Origin of the sequence: Streptomyces lusitanus (genome assembly GCF_042647945.1) — a bacterium.
Classification (GTDB): domain Bacteria; phylum Actinomycetota; class Actinomycetes; order Streptomycetales; family Streptomycetaceae; genus Streptomyces; species Streptomyces pseudogriseolus.
In genome coordinates this window covers 97991-114128 of sequence record NZ_JBHRWL010000015.1, presented here as the reverse complement: position 1 = coordinate 114128, position 16138 = coordinate 97991, and the positions used below count along the sequence as shown (strand labels likewise).

Here is a 16138-nt window from a genome sequence, read left to right as displayed (position 1 = left end):
GTACCCCGGATCCGTGGCACCGGCGCCGGTCACTGTCCGGCGAACGGCTCCTCGGCCTCGACGGCGGTCGGCCGCGGGCGCGTGTCGTCGACCCCGTACGACAGCTGGTCCACGACCGCGACCACACCGTCCAGCCGGCTCGCCGCGCGCACCGCCACGTCGACGTCGCCGCGCCGCTCCAGCCGGCCGGTGAGGGTCACCACGCCGTCCTCGACGGTGACCGCGAGCGCCCGCGGCGTCAGCCAGAGCGCCGTCCCGAGGACGTCCCTGCGCACCGCGCGCTCGATGGCGCCGTCGGTGCGCAGCACCGCCTGGAGCAGGTCGCCGCGGGTCACGATGCCGACGAGCCGCTCCTCGTCGTCCACCACCGGCAGCCGTTCGACGCCGTGCCCGGTCATGAGGCAGGACGCCTCCGTGACCGTGGCCCGCGCCCGCACGACGACCGCCGGGGCCGCCATCACGTCGCCCGCGGTGCGGGCCCCTCGACGGCCCGGCATCTTCCTGGACGGGCGGCCCGGGCGCGGTCGCGCCAGGTCCGACGCGGATACCACGCCGATCACCCGGTCCTCCTCGTCCGTCACCGGAAGGCCGCCGACGCGGTGCTTCCCGAGCGCACGGATCACATCCCCGAGCGGGGTGCCGTACGCGGCGGTGACCACGTCCGTGGTCATGACGGCGCCGACCTCGGTGACCTTCATTCCTGCGTCTCCTCGCCTCATGGGGTGCCTCCGGGCGGGACGACGGGTTCGCGCCGGGAGCGTTGTTCCCAGCCTCCGGCCGCCGCCGCCCGCATCCCAGGGCCTCAGGGGGTAGGGGAGCGGGGCCATGTGGCCCATATGTTCTCAATGTCGTTTTCGTGGTCCGCCTGCTCCGGGACCGTCCGGCCCGCGTCCCGGTCCCGGTGGCCCCTGCCCGTACGCACCCTCCCCGGCGACGCTGGGCGGCGGCGGGGGAACGCTCCGAGCGAGAGGTGCATGTCATGGAGTCGCCGGTAGTCGTCGGTGTCGACGGGTCCGCCGAGAGCCTCGCGGCCGCCGAGTGGGCCGCCCGCGAAGCCGCACGCCGTGGAACCGGCCTGCGGCTGCTGCACGTACGGGGACGGCACCCGCGGCAGGGCGGCGGTACGGACGCCGCCCGCGCCGCCGGCCACCGCCTGGCCCTGCGGGTCCTGGAGAGGGCGGCGGAACGCGTCCACGCCGTCCGGCCGGACGTACGGGTGCACGAGGTGCAGGCCGAGGGGCCCGCCGCCGTCGGCCTCGCGCGGGCCGCCGGGGACGCCGATCCGCTGGTGCTCGGCTCGCGCGGGCTCGGCCGGGCCGCCGGTCTGCTCGCCGGTTCCGTCCCGCTCGGCGTCGTGGCACGGGCCACCCGTCCCGTCGTCCTCGTCCGGACGGACGCGGGCGGTGACGCCCGGCGGGACGTCGTGGTCGGGGTGGACGTCGTCGAACCCTGCGACGAGGTCCTCGCGTACGCCTTCGAGGCGGCCCGCCGGCACCGTGCGCGGCTGCGGGCCCTGCACGCCTGGCGCGCGCCCGACCGGCTCACCCTGGGCGCGTCCGGCGCGGGTCCGGCCGGTGGCCAGGAGCGGGCCGAGGAGTGGCTGCGCTTCCTGTCCGCCGTGCTCCAGGTCTGGCGGGACAAGTATCCCGACGTCGAGGTGCTGGAGACGGTGGCCGAGGGCAAACCCGCGGGCGCCCTGCTCAAGGCGGCCTCCGAGGCGCGGCTGCTGGTCGTCGGGCACCGGATGCCCGGCCGTCCCGGGCTCCCGCGCACCGGGCCCGTCACCCACGCCGTGATCCAGCAGGCCCGTTGCCCCCTGGCCGTCGTCCCGCACGTCTGACACCCCGACGGCCGCCCGTACAGGCCTGCCCACGGCAAACACCAGGGCCCCCGCCCTCGCGTTCCTCTGGTTGCATACGCCCGACCTGAGTAGATTTGGCGCCGACGTCATGTTTTGCCCGCCGGACCGAGGGTGTGCCGCGCATCGCGGGACTTCCGGGCGAGGACCACATGTTCCAGCTGAGCGCGCCGATCGTCGCCACGTTCGTCCTGTACGTGCTTGCCCTGATCGGGACGGGGATCCGGGCCTACGCCCGCACGCACACCTTCGACGACTTCGCCCTCGGCGGACGCCGCTTCGGCCCCTGGGTCGCCGCGCTCTCCGCGGGCGCCAGCGACATGTCCGGCTGGCTGTTCCTGGCGCTGCCCGGCGCCGTGTACGCGGCCGGGCTCGGCTCCGTGTGGCTCCCCGTCGGGCTCGCCGTCGGGACGTACCTGAACTGGCTGTTCGTCGCGCCACGCCTGCGCACCTACACCGAACGCGCCGGGAACGCGGTCACCCTGTCCGGCTATCTGGAGGAACGGTTCGAGGACCGCACCCGCATGCTGCGCCTGGTGTCCGCCGCGGTCACCCTCGTCTTCTTCACCGTGTACGTCGCCAGCGGCCTGGTGGCGGGCGGGCTGCTGTTCCAGACCGTCTTCGACCTGCGCTTCACCGTCGGCGTCACCCTCACCGGGCTGCTGATCGTCATCTACTCGTGCCTGGGCGGCTTCCTCGCGGTGAGCCTCACGCACGTGCTCCAGGCCTCGCTGATGCTGCTCGGCCTGGTCGTGCTGCCCGCCGTCGCGATCGCGCGCCTCGGAGGCTTCGGCGCCCTGGGGGGCGCCCTGGACGGCAGACAGCCCGCGCTGCGCGAGTTCAGCTCCCGCGTCGCGTACTCGGGAGGGTCGTGGTCGCCCGAGGGGCCGCTCGGGGTCGTGGCGATCGTCTCGCTGCTCGCCTGGGGGCTCGGCTACTTCGGCCAGCCGCACATCCTGGCCCGCTTCATGAGCATCCGCAGCACCCGGGACGTCCCCGCGGCCCGTCGCATCGGCACCGGCTGGGTGATCCTGGTCCTCACCGGCGCCACCCTCGTGGGCCTGGCCGGCATCGGCGAGCTGACCCCGGCGCTGTCCGACCCCGACACCGTGTACATCGCGCTCAGCCGTCTGCTGCTCGACCCGTGGATCGCCGGGATCATGCTGGTCGCGGTGCTCGCGGCCATCGTGTCCACCGCGGACAGCCAGCTGCTGGTGTCCTCCGTGGCGCTCACCGAGGACTTCTACCGGGCCTTCCTCCACCGCAGGGCCTCCGACCGGACGCTGGTGTGGGTGGGGCGCGCCACCGTCGTGCTGGTCATCGTGGTGGCGTACGTGATCGCCCTGAGAGGCGGCGGGCTGCTGAACATCGTCGCCCAGGCCTGGGCCGGGTTCGGCGCCGCCTTCGGTCCGGTGGTGCTGCTCTCGCTGTACTGGCCCCGGATGACCTCGGCCGGCGCCATGGCCGGCATCGTCGCCGGCGCCGGCACGGTCCTCGCCTGGGACTCGGTCGACCCGCTGCTCGGCCCGCTCGAGACGAACGTCTACGAGATGGTCCCGGGCGTCGCCGCCGCCACGGTCGCCGCCCTCGTCTTCGGCCGGTACGTCGGACGGCCGCCGAAACGCGCCTTCTGGCGGATGCCCGGCGGCGGCACGAGCTCCGTGGTGCTCACGCCCTTCCTCAGCCGCGCGCCCGTCGGCCTGGCCATGCTCGACACCGACCTGCGGTACGTGTGGGTGAACGAACCGCTCGCCCGGCTGATCCCCCTGGAACGACGCGTCGGGCGGCGGCTCAGCGAGCTGCGGCCGACCCTCGAGTACCAGCGCTTCGAGGAGCAGATGCGGCGCGTGCTGGAGACCGGCGAGCCCGTCATGGACTTCGAGTTCCGCGGCCAGGACGACGAGACCGGAGACCCCCGCGCGGTCTCCGTGTCGTTCTTCGGGATGACCGACCGCCGCGACACCCTCGTCGGCGTCCTGTACATGGTCGTCGACGTCACCGAGCGGTGGCGGGCCCAGAGCCGGCTCGCGCTGCTGAACGACGTCGGCGCGCGCATCGGCAGCACCCTCGACGTCGGCCGCACCGCGCAGGAACTCGCCGACGAGGCCGTGCCGGCCCTGGCCGACTTCGTCGCCGTGGACCTGCTGGACACCGTGATGCACGGCGAGGAACCCGCGCCCGGACCGGTCGGCCTGTCGCCGGTCATCCGCCGCGCCGGACAGGCGTCGGCGCGCGAGGACGGCTGCGGCGGCAGCCTCGCGCTCGGGGAGGCCGTCCGGCGCGCCCCCACCTCGCCCGTCACCCGCTGCCTCCTGGAGAGCCGCACCCTCGTCGAACGCACCCTCGACCGCGAGAGCAGCCCCTGGGTCACCGGGGACCCCTCGATCGGCACGTCCATCCTGAAATACGGCTACAGCTCCCTGATGGTCGTGCCGGTCCGGGCCCGGGGCGTCACCCTCGGCGTGGCGACCTTCGCCCGCACCGAGGGGTCCGGCTCGTTCCGCGACGACGACGTGCGGCTCGCCGAGGAGATCGTCTCCCGCGCCGCCGTGGCCGTGGACAACGCCCGCCGCTACACCCGCGAGCGCACGGCCGCCCAGGCCATGCAGCAGGCGCTGCTGCCCCAGGGCCTCACCGGCGGGTCCGCGGTGGACGTGGCGTCCTGGTACCAGCCGGCCGACGCCCCGAACGGCGTCGGCGGCGACTGGTTCGACGTCATCCCGCTGTCCGGCGCCCGGGTCGCGCTGGTCGTCGGCGACGTCGTCGGGCACGGCATGGACGCCGCCGCGACGATGGGACGCCTGCGGACCGCGGTGCGCACCCTCGCCAACCTCGACATGCCCCCGGACGAGCTGCTCGCCCACCTCGACGACCTGGTCATCGGGCTGATGGGCGCCCACGACGACCACGAGCCCGCCGCCGCGGGCGCCGCCTTCCTCGGCGCGACCTGCCTGTACGCCGTGTACGACCCGGTCAGCGGGCGGTGCTCGATGGCCCGCGCGGGCCATCTCCCGCCCGTCCTCGTCACCCCGGACGGCACGGCCGAGGTGCTCGACCTGCCCGCGGGGCCCCCGCTGGGGCTCGGGTACCTGACGTTCGAGTCGCGCGAGCGGGACCTGGCCGAGGGCAGCCTGCTGGCGTTCTACACCGACGGCCTCGTCGAGACCCCGGACCAGGACATCGACGAGGGGATCTCCCGGCTGGGCGCCGCCCTCGCCGTACCCCGCGCCACGCTGCGGGACATCGGGCGGGGCGTGGTCGACACCATGCTCACCGGGCCGCCCCCGGACGACGCGGCGCTGCTGCTCGCCCGCACCCGGTCGCTCCCGGCGGACCGGGTCGCCTCCTGGGACCTGCCCAGCGACCCGGCGGCGGTCGGCACCGCCCGCACGGCCGCCGTACGGCAGCTGACGGAGTGGGGCCTGGACGACCTGACGTTCACCACGGAACTCATCGTCAGCGAGCTCGTCACCAACGCGATCCGGCACGCCTCAGGGCCGGTGTCCCTGCGGCTGATCCGTGACCGCGGCCTCATCTGCGAGGTCGCCGACGGCAGCGGGACCTCACCGCGCCCACGCCACGCCCGCACCACGGACGAGGGCGGCCGCGGCCTGATGATCGTCGCCCAGCTCGCCCACCGCTGGGGCACCCGCCACACCTCCACCGGCAAGATCATCTGGACCGAGCAGCCGTTCGTCGCGGAGCCGTGAGCCGTGAGCCGTGAGCCGTGAGCCGTGAGCCGTGAGCCGTGAGCCGTGAGAGCGGGGGAGCGGGGGAGCGGTGTGGCGGTCGCCCGGTCCCGTAGATGGCCCACGTGGCCCTGTCGGGAGCCTCGCCTCACGGGGAAGGTGGAGGAGGGTACGCATCCTCGGGCACCCGACTTCGGGCACCGACTTCAGGCACATGACTTCGAGCACCCGCCTCCAGGCATCCACCACGGCACGAACCGACCCCCCGACGCGGAAGGACACCCCGATGTCCGTCGACACGCACCAGGCCTCCGCCCCTCCCCCAGCCTCCGGCCCGGGGGCTGCGCTCGGCGCCGACGAGCTGAGGACGCTGGACGCGCACTGGCGCGCCGCGAACTACCTGGCCGTCGGCCAGATCTACCTCATGGCGAACCCCCTGCTCACCGAGCCGCTGCGCCCGGAGCACGTGAAGCCGCGGCTGCTCGGCCACTGGGGCACCTCGCCCGGCCTGAACCTCGTCTACACCCACCTCAACCGGGTGATCCGGGCCCGTGACCTGGACGCCCTGTGTGTGTGGGGGCCCGGGCACGGCGGGCCGGCGGTGGTCGCCGGGTCCTGGCTGGAGGGGTCGTACACGGAGACGTATCCCGACATCACGCGGGACGCGGCGGGCATGGCGCGGCTGTTCAAGCAGTTCTCGTTCCCCGGCGGCGTCCCCAGCCACGTCGCCCCCGAGACACCCGGCTCCATCCACGAGGGCGGGGAGCTCGGCTACTCCCTGTCCCACGCCTACGGCGCCGCCCTGGACCACCCGGACCTGGTGGCGGTCTGCGTGGTCGGCGACGGGGAGGCGGAGACCGGTCCGCTGGCGACGTCCTGGCACTCCAACAAGTTCCTCGACCCCGTCCACGACGGCGCCGTCCTGCCGATCCTCCACCTCAACGGCTACAAGATCGCCAACCCGACCGTGCTGGCCCGGATCCCCGACGACGAGCTGGACGCGCTGCTGCGCGGCTACGGCCATGACCCGCTGCACGTGATCGGCGACGACCCCGCCGCCGTCCACCAGGCGATGGCGCGCGCCATGGACACCGCCCTCGACCGCATCGCCGCCATCCAGCGCGCCGCACGCGAGGACGGCGCGACCGAACGTCCCCGCTGGCCGATGATCGTTCTGCGCACCCCCAAGGGCTGGACCGGACCCGCCGAGGTCGACGGCCTGCCCGTCGAGAACACCTGGCGCGCCCACCAGGTGCCGCTGCCCGGCGTCCGCGACAACCCCGACCACCTGCGCCAGCTGGAGGCGTGGCTGCGGTCGTACCGGCCGGAGGAACTGTTCGACGAGGACGGCCGCCCCCGCGCCGACGTCCTGGCCTGCGTCCCCGACGGCGCCCGCCGCCTCGGCGCCACCCCGTACGCCAACGGCGGGCTGATGCTGCGCGAACTGCCGCTGCCGCCGCTGGAGCGGCACGCCGTCGAGGTCGACAAGCCGGGGGCCACGATGCACGAGCCGACCCGCGTGCTCGGCGACCTCCTCGAGGACGTCATGCTGGCCACCGCCGACCGCCGCGACTTCCGGCTGGTCGGCCCCGACGAGACCGCCTCCAACCGCCTCCAGGCCGTGTACGAGGCCAGCGGCAAGGCGTGGCAGGCCGGCACGTACGACGTGGACGAGGACCTCGACCGGCACGGCCGGGTGATGGAGATCCTCTCCGAGCACACCTGCCAGGGCTGGCTGGAGGGCTACCTCCTCACCGGCCGGCACGGCCTGTTCTCCTGCTACGAGGCGTTCGTCCACATCGTCGACTCGATGGTCAACCAGCACGTCAAGTGGCTGCGCGTCACCCGCCGGCTGCCCTGGCGCGCCCCCATCGCCTCGCTCAACTACCTGCTGACCTCGCACGTGTGGCGCCAGGACCACAACGGCTTCTCCCACCAGGACCCCGGCTTCGTCGACCACATCCTCAACAAGAGCCCCGAGGCGGTACGGGTCTACCTGCCGCCGGACGCCAACACCCTGCTGTCGGTCGCCGACCACGTGCTGCGCAGCCGCGACTACGTCAACGTCGTCGTGGCCGGCAAGCAGCCCTGCTTCGACTGGCTGTCCCTGGAGCAGGCGAAGGCGCACTGCGCGCGCGGCGCGGGCATCTGGGACTGGGCGGGCACCGAGACCGGCGACCGCGAACCCGACGTGGTGCTGGCCTGCGCGGGCGACGTCCCCACCCAGGAGGTCATGGCCGCCGCCCAGCTGCTGCGCCAGCACCTGCCCGAGCTGGCCGTGCGGGTCGTCAACGTCGTCGACATCGCCCGCCTGCTGCCCCGCGGGGAGCACCCGCACGGCATGTCCGACTTCGAGTACGACGGCCTGTTCACCGCCGACAAGCCGGTGATCTTCGCGTACCACGGCTATCCGTGGCTGATCCACCGGCTCGCCTACAGCCGCACCGGGCACCACCACCTGCACGTGCGCGGCTACAAGGAGAGGGGCACCACGACCACGCCGTTCGACATGGTGGTCCGCAACGACCTGGACCGCTACCGGCTGGTCATGGACGTCATCGACCGCGTCCCCGGCCTGGCGGTGCGGGCCGCCGCCGTACGGCAGCGGATGGAGGACGTCCGGCTGCGCCAGCACGACTGGATCCGCGAGCACGGCACCGATCTGCCCGAGGTCGCCGACTGGATCTGGGACGGCTGACCCGGCCGCGCACGCCCCGGACCGGCGGGCCCGCGCGAGCGGAATGTTTTGCTGGTCCTTTACAGTTGCTGGAGAAGCGGTCCATCCTGCTTCAGAGGCAGGCCATCCTGCTTCCCCGCATCTTCGTCCTGTTCGAAAAGGAGCGACGGTCCCCCAATGGGTGATCCTCCCAGTAGTAGCCGTGCCACCACCCGCAGTCCGCGTCATGCGGCCCGACAGGGAGCGGGGGTGGCACGGTGACCGAGATCCTGCTGCTCCTGCTCGCCCTGCTGCTGACGCTGGCCTGCGCGGTGTTCGTCGCGGCCGAGTTCTCCCTCACCACCGTCGAGCGCGCCGAACTCCAGCGCGCCGCCGACGCCGGTGAGCGCGGCGCGGCCGGTGCGCTGGCCGCCGTACGCCGCCTGACGGTCCAGCTGTCCGGCGCCCAGCTCGGCATCACCGTCACCTCCCTGGTGATCGGCATGCTCGCCGAGCCGTCCCTCGCCGCCCTGCTGCGCGGCCCGCTGCGGGCGGCCGGCCTCGGCTCCGCCGCCCCGACCGTGGCGACCCTGCTCGGCGTCGCCCTGTCGACGGTGGTGCTGATGGTGATCGGCGAGCTGGTCCCGAAGAACTGGGCCATCTCGCGTCCCGCGGCGGTCGCCAAGGTCGTCGCCGGGCCGCAGCGCGCCTTCACGGCCGCCTTCGGCCCGTTCATCAACCACCTCAACGGCACCGCGAACCGCTTCGTGCGCCGCTTCGGCCTGGAGCCCGCGGAGGAGCTGGCGTCCGCCCGCACCGCCGAGGAACTGAGCGCGCTGGCCCGGCACTCCGCCGCCGAGGGCGCCCTGGAGGCGGACTCCGCGGAGCTGTTCGTCCGCACCCTGCACCTGGGCGAGCTGACCGCCGAGAACGTGATGACCCCGCGCGTCGACGTCCGCGCCCTGGAGGTGCACGCCACCGCCGCCGACGCCGCCGCGCTCAGCCACGCCACCGGCCTGTCCCGCTTCCCGGTGTACCGCGACAGCCTCGACGAGGTCGTCGGCACCGTCCACATCCGTGACGTGCTGGCCCTGGAGCCCGAGCGGCGCGCCGCCACGCCCGTCACCGAGCTGACCACGCCGCCGCTGCTCGTCCCCGACAGCCTGCCCGCCGACCGGCTGCTGGAGCGCATGCGCGCCCACCGCGCCATGGCCGTCGTCATCGACGAGTACGGCGGCACGGCGGGCGTCGCCACCGTCGAGGACATCGTCGAGGAGGTCGTCGGCGAGGTCCGCGACGAGCACGACCCGGTCGAGGTGCCCGAGCTGGCGCCGGCACCGCCCACGGCCGACGGCCGCGAGGTGTGGGAGGCCGACGGCGGCCTCCGCGTCGACCGGCTCACCGCCCTGGGCCTCACCGCCCCGGACGGCCCCTACGAGACGGTCGCCGGACTGATCGCCACCCGCCTGGCCCGGATCCCCGTCGCGGGTGACTCCGTGGACGTCGACGGCTGGCAGCTCGACGTGCTGGAGGTCGAGCACCACCGTGCCGACCGGATACGCGTCACCGCCCCCGCGCCCGTGGGCGCCGACGTCATGGAGGAGGCCCGATGACCGTCCTTCAGCTCGCCATCGGCGCCTTCACCCTGCTGACAAACGCGTTCTTCGTGGGCGCCGAGTTCGCCCTGATCTCGGTGCGCCGCAGCCAGATCGAGCCGCGCGCCCTCGCGGGCGAGAAGCGCGCCCGGATGACCCTGTGGGCGCTGGAACACCTGTCCGCGATGATGGCCACCGCCCAGCTCGGCATCACGGTGTCCTCGCTGGTGCTCGGCGCGGTCGCCGAACCGGCCATCGCGCATCTGCTGGAGCCGCCGTTCGAGGCGGTGCACGTCCCGGACGCGCTGGTGCATCCGATCGCGTTCGTGATCGCCCTGACCCTCGCCACGTATCTGCACATGCTGATCGGCGAGATGGTGCCGAAGAACGTCGCGCTCGCCGCGCCCGTGCCCAGCGCGCTGCTGCTGGGCCCGCCGCTGGTGTGGCTGACCCGCGCGCTGCGGCCCTTCGTGTTCGGCATCAACGCGTTCGCCAACGTCCTGCTGCGGCTGCTGCGGGTCGAGCCCAAGGACGAGGTGGGGTCGGTGTTCACCGACGACCAGCTCGCCCGGATGGTCGTCGACTCCAGCGAGGCCGGGCTGCTCACCCCGGCGGACGGGGAGCGGCTGCGGGACGCGCTGGAGCTGGGCACCCGCCCGGTGGGCGAGATCCTCGTCCCGGCCCGGCGGATGCACACCGTCGACCACACGGTCACCCCGGCGCGGCTGGAGCGCGTGGCCGCCGACGCGGGCCTGTCCCGCTTTCCGGTGACCGGCCCCGACGGCGCGCTCCTGGGCTACCTGCACATCAAGGACACCCTCGGCGTGACCGAACGGGACCGCCCGTTCCCGCGCACCGCGCTGCACAAGGTCACCCGGGTCCGCATCGACACCCCGCTCGACGACACGCTCACCGCGCTGCGCGCGGAGGGCAGCCACCTCGCCGCGGCCGTCGGCGAGAACGGCAAGGTCATCGGGTTCGTGACGATGGAGGACGTCCTGACGGAACTGGTCGGTCCGGCGGCCCCGGCCACGGCCTGACCTCCGCCCCGGCGATCGCCCCGCGGCCCCGGCCGGACACCTGTCCGGCCGGGGCCGCGGTCATGTGCGCAGGCGGTCGTGCGCACAGGTTGTCGTGAGCGCCGGCGCTCACCCGTCCAGACGTCGCCGCCGCTCGTTGTGCCAGGCGATGGCCCTGCGGATGTCCGGCTCGTCGAGACCCGTACGACAGGCCAGTTCCGTCATGGAGAGCACCGGCCGGCCGGACGTCAGGACGCGGCCGATCTTGCCCGCCCAGAGTTCCTCCCGCACGAACGGCCGCTGCCGGTAGGCGGCCCGGATCAGCTCGAGATGGGCCTCGCAGCACGCGGTGACCCGGCGCAGACCGTCGTGCAGCGGATCGTCGGGGTGCACGGCCGAGGAGTCCGCCACATGTCCGCACACCGCCTCCTGAGGAGGGAACGTGCGTGCGCAGAGATCGCACAACTCCGGCACGACCGGGGTCGGTCGACGCGTGCGCTTCCTGCGGATCCCCATGGCCGGCTCCCGGTGGGCGACTGCGTTCAGCCTACTGCGCCGGGCCGTCGCCCACCCGGCCGCCTACGGCACGCCCAGCTCGAACAGGACGTACCCCGCGTACGACCCGGACGCCACCGCCGCCGTGCCCAGCACGGCCGCCAGCACGGGCCCGCTCAGCCGGCGCATGGCCAGGGCGAGCGGCACGAACAGCGGGAACAGCGGCAGCAGATAGCGCGAGACGTTGCCGAAGTACTGCTGCGTGCCCATCACCGTCAGATACGACAGGACCGTGTACACGACCAGCACGGCGGGCGGACGCAGCCGCACCAGCAGCACGGTCAGCACCGGCACCAGCAGCACCACCCCGACGCCGATCACGTCCTCCATCGGCATGGCGAACAGGTAGTCGAAGTGCCCCACCGGCACGGAGGTCAGCACGTCCAGGCTGTGCCGGCCGTAGTCGAAGGTGTGCCCCCAGGCGCCCTCCTGGAGCTTGGTCCAGCCGCCCCAGTCGCCCATCCGGTACCCCACCCAGGCCAGATAGCCCGCCACCCCCAGCGGGGCGATCGCCACGGCGGCCAGCGGGTGCCGCCAGTCCTCCCGCCGCCGGACCACCGCGATCAGCCCCGCGACCGCGAGCGCCGCGACCAGGGCGAACGCCGTGGGCCGGGTCAGCCCGGCGGCGAAGGTCAGCACCCCGGCGGCCGCCCAGCGCCGGGTGATCACGGCCCAGCACGCCCAGGCGGCCAGCGCCGTGTACAGCGACTCGGAGTACACCGCCCACTCCGTGCCGGACCCCGGCCACACCGCCCACAGGCCGACGGCCACCATCCCGGCCCGGCGCCCGCCCAGCCGCGCCGTCACGGCGTGGATGCCGAGGGCCGCGACGAGCGAGCACACGACGGACACCGTCATCCCGGCGCCGTACGGGCCGAGCCCGGTGGCCTCCGCGACCAGCCGCATCAGCGCCGGGTACAGCGGGAAGAACGCCGCCGAGTTGCCCTCCAGCGTGATCAGCCCGGTCGCGCCGGGGACCGGTGTCAGGGCGGGGTCGTAGCCGTGCAGGGCGATCTGCTGGTACCACCAGCCGTCCCAGCTGCCCAGCACGTCCCACGGGTGCGCGCCGCCGCCGAACCGGGGGTGCTTCTCCCGGAAGTCGCCGGCCGAGTCCAGCAGCGCCAGGAACACGGTGAAGCCCGCCAGCTTCAGTACCCCGTACACGGCGAGCACGGGCCCGAGGCGGAGGGCGAGGCGGCGCAGCCGCTCGCGCGGGCCGGGCGCGGGGCCGCCGGGCGTGGTCTCGCCGGGCGCGGCGGGAGGGGCCGCCGCCGGTCCGGGGAGGCGGGTGGTCGTGCTGCTCATGAGGCGGAGGTCCCTGTCGTACGGCGGGAGCGGCGGCCGGGGAGGATCCAGGCGCGCAGCAGGTGGAAGCGGAGCACGGCGGCGGCGAGGTTCGCGGCGACCAGCACCGGCAGCTCGGTCCCGGGCCCTGCGCCGGGGTCCGCGTGGTGCAGGACGGCCAAGGCGCCGCCGGTGACGGCGAGACCGGCGAGGAGCGCCATCAGCCCGCCGAGGTGATGGGCCGGCAGCCCCGCGCGTCCGCGCACGCCGAAGGTGAACCGCCGGTTCGCGGCGGTGTTGAGGACGGTGCACAGGAGGAGGGCGAGCGCGTTGCCCGCCTGGGCCCCGGCGGCCGGCCGCAGCAGGACGTACAGGGCGAGGTGCAGCAGCGTGGCGGCGGCGCCGACGGCGGCGAAGCGGAGCAGCTGGGTGAGCCGGCCGGGCGGCGGGACAACCGGGGAGCCGGCCGTTGTCCCCGCGCCGCCCAGCGCGGCCAGCGGGAGCCTGCCGCGGGCCAGCGCCCGCCCCAGCCGGGCCATGCCCCGCAGATCCGCGAGCGCCGTGCGCAGGAGGTCCACGCGGCTGTCGGGGTCGTCCACCCAGTCCACCGGCACCTCGTGGATGCGCAGCCCGGCCCGCTCGGCGATCACCAGCAGCTCCGTGTCGAAGAACCACTCACGGTCCTCCACCAGCGGCAGCAGCCGCTCGGCCACCTCCCGGCGGACCGCCTTGAAACCGCACTGCGCGTCGGTGAACCCTACGGAAAGCGTGGTGCGCAGCAGCCCGTTGTAGCAGCGGGAGACGATCTCCCGCTTCGGCCCGCGCACCACCCGGGCGCCGGGGGCGAGACGGGTGCCGATCGCGAGGTCCGAGTGGCCCGAGATCAGCGGCGCGACCAGCGGCAGCAGGGCGGCGAGGTCGGTGGACAGGTCCACGTCGAGATAGGCCAGCACCGGGGCGGGGGAGCGGGACCAGGCGGTGTGCAGGGCGCGTCCGCGTCCCTTCTCCTCCAGCCGCACCCACTGCGTGCCGGGCAGCTCCCCGGCCAGGCGGGCGGCGATCCACGGGGTCCGGTCGGTGCTGGCGTTGTCGGCGACCGTGATCCGGAACGGGTACGGGAAGGTCTCCACGAGGTGCGCGTGCAGCCGCCGGACACAGGGTTCGAGGTCGTGCTCCTCGTTGTGCACGGGCACGACCACCTCCAGGACCGGCTCGGGGTGGGCCTGTGCGGGGAGGGGCGGTGCGGGCCGCCGGGCGGTTCTCATGGCGGGACCTTTCGTTGGTATGGGCATGCCAACTACGCCCGTGGGGTGGTCCGCGGGGCGGGAGGCGGAGGGTCGCTGGTGCTGTGCGGCGGGCGAAGGTGGTTCTACGGCCCGTGCGGCGTCACCCGCTCGGCGGCGGGTAGGTCGGGGTGCCGTCGTACCCGGGCGTGGACGTCCCCGTCTCCGTGGTCTGCGGGGACGCGGAGCCGGAGTCCGCCGAGCCGGGGGCCGTCGTGGCCGGTTCGGTCGTCCCCGAGGGGGAGCCGCCCGGGGTGTTGGACGGCGTACTCCCGGTCGGTGGCAGCGACGTGCTCGGCTCCGCGGTGCCGGACACGGTCGCGGTGGGTTCGCCGGAGCGCGGGGGAGCCGTCGACCCGGTCGCGGGCAGCGGCAGATCGGCCGGCGCGGACCCGGAACCGAGCTGGGGCAGCAGCGCCAGACCGACGCTCAGCCCGGCCACCGCCAGGGCCGAACCGCCCGCCCGCACCAGCACCCGTGTCCGGCGACGGGCCCGGATGCCCTCGTACAGGCGCGCGCGGTGCCCGGGGTCGAAGGGGGTGTGCGCCCGGTCCTCGCGCATCATGCGCGTCAGCTCGTGCTCGAAGTCGTCCATCGCTGCTCCCCTCACTTCACGGGCCGGGCGGAGTCGGACAGGATCTCCCGCAGCCGCGCCACACCGCGCGACGCGTGGGAGCGGGCCGTGCCCACGGGACAGCCGAGGGCCTGCGCCACCTGCCCCTCGGGCAGGTCCTCGTAGTAGCGCAGCACCACGGCGGCCCGTTGACGGGGCGTCAGCAGGGCCAGTGCCGCCTCGAGGCGCGAGCGTTCGGCGACGGCCGCGGACACGTCGCCCGGTCCGGGCCGGTCGGGCAGTTCGCCCACCGGGCGTTCACCCCACCAGCGCCGGCGGGCCGAGCGGGCGGCCAGCCGCACCAGCACCTGACGGACGTACGCCTCCGGCGCCTGCTCGGCGACCTTCGGCCAGGCGAACCACAGCTTCACCAGGGACTCCTGCACCAGGTCCTCGGCGCGCTGGCGGTCGCCGCCGGTGAGCAGACGCGCGACATGCAGCAGCGCCGACCAGCGGGCGGCCACGAACTCGTCGAAGCCGTCGGCCCGAAACCGCTGCATCCCTTACCGCCCCGTGTCCGTACAAGCCCTTGCACCTGGAAGAAGACATTGGGCGGGGGGAAACGATGCAGCACAGCGCTGTGACCTGCCTCACGCCCCAAAAACGCGAATGACAGCGCCCGGAGGCACTGTCAGGCTGACCCGATGCGCACACCCAGACGAGCAGCACGCGTCGCCGTGCTGGACCCGGCGGGATCCGTCTTCCTGTTCCGCTACGACAACCCCGAGGTCGGCGTGCACTGGGCGATGCCCGGCGGAGGCATGGAACCGGGCGAGTCACCCCGGCAGGCCGCCGAGCGGGAGGTGCGGGAGGAGACCGGGTGGACCGACCTCGTGATCGAGGACGGCGTGCTGTGTCTCTGGGAGCACGACTTCACCCGTGCCGGGACGCCCGTCCGCCAGCACGAGCACATCTTCCTCGCGTACACGCCCCGCCGGGATCCGGCCGGGGACCTCACGGCCGCGCACGCCGAGGACAGAATCCAGCGGTGGCGCTGGTGGTCGCCGGCCGAACTGGCGGGTGACCACGAGCCGCTGTGGCCGCCGCAGCTCCCCGGGCTGCTGGACGGGGTACGGAGGAACGGCGCTCCGGCCGCCCCCGTCGACCTCGGCTTCGTGCCGAACGGGCCGGCCGTGCGCGAAAGCACCCGCTGACACGGCGACGGCCCCGGCGTGTGCCGGGGCCGTCGTGTACGTCAGTGGGCGCCGGGCCCGCCGCTGCCGAAGCCGCCGCTGCCGCCCTCGTCCCAGCGCGGGCGTTCCTGGGCGGCGCTCGTGCGGGTGCCGGCGTTGCCGTGGCCCTTCAGCTCGTGCGGGGTCAGCCGCTCTTCCGTCCGGGGCATCTCCTCCGGCTCCCGGTGCTCCTGCACCTCGCGGACCGGGCCGCCCTCGGGCATCCGGGGCTGCTCCTCGGGCCGCGGCCGGCGCGAGTCGTCGTTGCGCACCCTGCGGCTGCCGAACAGGAACATGCCGATCAGCAGTGCCAGGACCACGATCCCCGCCACCACCAGACCGGCGCCCAGCGCTCCGCGTCCCGCCGCCAGGTCGGCCGTCTGCATCGTGTTCATCATGCCCCTGCGGGTACCC

Annotated in this window: 13 protein-coding genes; 6 read left to right on the top strand and 7 right to left on the bottom strand. The window is 74.3% G+C overall.

Translation table 11 applies throughout. From position 1 onward, the window contains the following. Nucleotides 1-29 precede the first annotated feature (29 nt). Complete coding sequence (locus tag ACFOSY_RS21265; RefSeq protein WP_394309254.1) at nucleotides 30-698, bottom strand: CBS domain-containing protein; 669 nt, start codon at nucleotides 696-698, stop codon at nucleotides 30-32. Nucleotides 699-979: 281 nt separating this feature from the next. On the opposite strand from ACFOSY_RS21265, the gene ACFOSY_RS21260 reads away from it, so the two are divergent. The 5 genes from ACFOSY_RS21260 (at nucleotide 980) to ACFOSY_RS21240 (ending at nucleotide 10838) form a co-directional block, all read left to right on the top strand. Then, entirely contained in the window at nucleotides 980-1840 is an 861-nt protein-coding gene (locus ACFOSY_RS21260; protein WP_394309251.1) for a universal stress protein, read from the top strand. Nucleotides 1841-2010: 170 nt separating this feature from the next. Next, entirely contained in the window at nucleotides 2011-5568 is a 3558-nt protein-coding gene (gene putP, locus ACFOSY_RS21255; RefSeq protein ID WP_394309249.1) for a sodium/proline symporter PutP, read from the top strand. A gap of 265 nt (nucleotides 5569-5833) precedes the next feature. Then, nucleotides 5834-8245: a phosphoketolase family protein gene (locus ACFOSY_RS21250; RefSeq protein WP_394309247.1), complete on the top strand. Its 2412-nt coding sequence runs from the start codon at nucleotides 5834-5836 to the stop codon at nucleotides 8243-8245. Nucleotides 8246-8481: 236 nt separating this feature from the next. Continuing rightward, nucleotides 8482-9816, top strand: a complete 1335-nt coding sequence (locus tag ACFOSY_RS21245) for a hemolysin family protein (RefSeq protein ID WP_394309241.1) — start codon at nucleotides 8482-8484, stop codon at nucleotides 9814-9816. Further along, nucleotides 9813-10838, top strand: a complete 1026-nt coding sequence (locus ACFOSY_RS21240; protein ID WP_394309239.1) for a hemolysin family protein — start codon at nucleotides 9813-9815, stop codon at nucleotides 10836-10838. The genes ACFOSY_RS21245 and ACFOSY_RS21240 overlap by 4 nt, the downstream gene beginning before the upstream one ends. A gap of 108 nt (nucleotides 10839-10946) precedes the next feature. On the opposite strand, the gene ACFOSY_RS21235 is transcribed toward ACFOSY_RS21240, so the two are convergent. From ACFOSY_RS21235 to ACFOSY_RS21215, 5 genes are all read right to left on the bottom strand, one after another. Further along, nucleotides 10947-11240 carry a hypothetical protein gene (locus ACFOSY_RS21235; RefSeq protein ID WP_394309238.1) on the bottom strand — a complete coding sequence of 98 codons (294 nt, stop codon included), beginning with the start codon at nucleotides 11238-11240 and terminating at the stop codon, nucleotides 10947-10949. Nucleotides 11241-11396: 156 nt separating this feature from the next. Then, nucleotides 11397-12677 carry a hypothetical protein gene (locus tag ACFOSY_RS21230; RefSeq protein ID WP_394309232.1) on the bottom strand — a complete coding sequence of 427 codons (1281 nt, stop codon included), beginning with the start codon at nucleotides 12675-12677 and terminating at the stop codon, nucleotides 11397-11399. Continuing rightward, nucleotides 12674-13921 carry a glycosyltransferase gene (locus ACFOSY_RS21225; RefSeq protein WP_394309229.1) on the bottom strand — a complete coding sequence of 416 codons (1248 nt, stop codon included), beginning with the start codon at nucleotides 13919-13921 and terminating at the stop codon, nucleotides 12674-12676. The genes ACFOSY_RS21230 and ACFOSY_RS21225 overlap by 4 nt, the downstream gene beginning before the upstream one ends. 121 nt (nucleotides 13922-14042) lie before the next feature. After that, complete coding sequence (locus ACFOSY_RS21220; protein ID WP_394309227.1) at nucleotides 14043-14534, bottom strand: cellulase; 492 nt, start codon at nucleotides 14532-14534, stop codon at nucleotides 14043-14045. 11 nt (nucleotides 14535-14545) lie between these two features. Next, on the bottom strand, nucleotides 14546-15052 hold the full coding sequence (locus ACFOSY_RS21215; protein WP_048456550.1) for a SigE family RNA polymerase sigma factor: 507 nt from the start codon (nucleotides 15050-15052) through the stop codon (nucleotides 14546-14548). 144 nt (nucleotides 15053-15196) lie between these two features. Between ACFOSY_RS21215 and ACFOSY_RS21210 the strand changes: the two genes are divergently transcribed. Beyond that, a complete protein-coding gene (locus tag ACFOSY_RS21210) occupies nucleotides 15197-15706 on the top strand; it encodes an NUDIX hydrolase (RefSeq protein WP_394309223.1) in 510 nt (169 codons plus the stop codon). A gap of 41 nt (nucleotides 15707-15747) precedes the next feature. Here the strand turns inward: ACFOSY_RS21210 and ACFOSY_RS21205 are convergent, their stop codons facing one another. Beyond that, nucleotides 15748-16122, bottom strand: a complete 375-nt coding sequence (locus ACFOSY_RS21205; protein ID WP_394309221.1) for a DUF6479 family protein — start codon at nucleotides 16120-16122, stop codon at nucleotides 15748-15750. Between the last annotated feature and the right edge of the window lie 16 nt (nucleotides 16123-16138).